Origin of the sequence: Butyrivibrio proteoclasticus, assembly GCF_900115735.1 — a bacterium.
GTDB lineage: Bacteria > Bacillota > Clostridia > Lachnospirales > Lachnospiraceae > Butyrivibrio > Butyrivibrio proteoclasticus_B.
In genome coordinates, this window is record NZ_FOXO01000075.1 from 1 (window position 1) to 1,298 (window position 1,298).

Below are 1,298 nucleotides of genomic sequence, written 5' to 3' on the forward strand. Positions count from 1 at the left end.
AGAATGCGGTGAATACAGAGATTACCAATATACTTAACAGACTCAGTCTTTTATCAAATGATATAAAAGGAACATCAATAGACAGTCAGATCTGAGAAAGGTACTTCCGGATTCTTTGGAAGCAGAAATGGAGGGATTAACATGGCAGGTTTATATGGCGTATCAGCTTATCAGCAGACTTCACAGGCATATAGCAAAAGCACAGTGAATAATGACACTAAAGCACAGAGTGCAGCTAAAAGCGATCAGGCCGCAGCCGCTAAGGGATCGCAGACAAAGGTGGAAACAAAAGGCTGGTCTCCTATCGATACAAAATCATCTCTTGTACCAACCAAGACAGAATATGGCATGACTATTGGTGATGTCCAGCTGTCTGACAAGGCCAAAGATTATCTTGGTAAGCTTCAGTCCAAGTTCCATGGAATGGAGTTTATCACAGTGAGCAAGGATATGAAGGCTCAGGTTCAGCAGAACGCTGCCGCATATGGCAATGCTAACAAGATGGTTGTTCTGATCGATGAAGAGAAGCTTGAGCGTATGGCTACCGATGAGTCATTCCGTAAGAAATATGAGGGAATCATCGCTTCATCTCAGAGTAAGATGATGCAGGCTAAGATGGGACTTTCCAGCAGTGGGTCCAATGTTAAGAATTTTGGCATGTCAGTGGATTCTAATGGAAAAGAGAGCTTCTTTGCCACGGTTGGTAAATCTCAGGATCTTCAGAAAAAGCGTATAGAGAAGAAGGCTGCTGAGAAGAAAGAACAGAAGATAAAGGAAAAGAAGAAAGCTGAGAAAAAAGCTCAGGAAGACCGCATAAATAAGGCAAAAGACAGTAAGGCTGAAAAGGCAAAAGACAAAGATGATACGGACATTTATGAGGAAGAAGAGTTCGAAATAATAGAGGCTAATTCCCTGGATGATCTTCTTTCCAAGGTACAGACCTATTCTTATAACAATGCAGCTTCAAGAGTAATGACAGATACCGAAAGAGCAGTTGGTACAAGGGTGGACTTCAAGGGATAACGTTTACTGAGTGGAGGAACGATAATGAATATATCGTTTAATACACAAAGTCCATATGGTTCATATTTTCAGAAGGCTCCTTTAGTGGGACAAGGCATCCGGAATAAATCTGCCGGAAGTGCTCTGCCTTTCATGCCCGGAAATAGTGATGCAGCCTCGCCTCTTTCAAAGTTTACAGACAAGATGACGGATGATAAGCCCTCCATATCCCAGCAGATGAGGCAGATGATCAGAGACCTTAAGCAGGAGCAGTATAAAAACGCCTCCACAAAGAA

General features: G+C 42.4%; 2 protein-coding genes. Both read left to right on the forward strand.

Features of this window, described 5'->3' with window-relative positions:
* Positions 1–141: 141 nt before the first annotated feature.
* Positions 142–1,023, forward strand: coding sequence for a DUF6033 family protein (locus tag BM146_RS18940; protein WP_083413668.1), 882 nt, complete (start codon positions 142–144; stop codon positions 1,021–1,023).
* Between the two features lie 24 nt (positions 1,024–1,047).
* Positions 1,048–1,298: hypothetical protein (locus BM146_RS18945; RefSeq protein WP_143087548.1), on the forward strand; the 251-nt coding region annotated here is incomplete at its 3' end.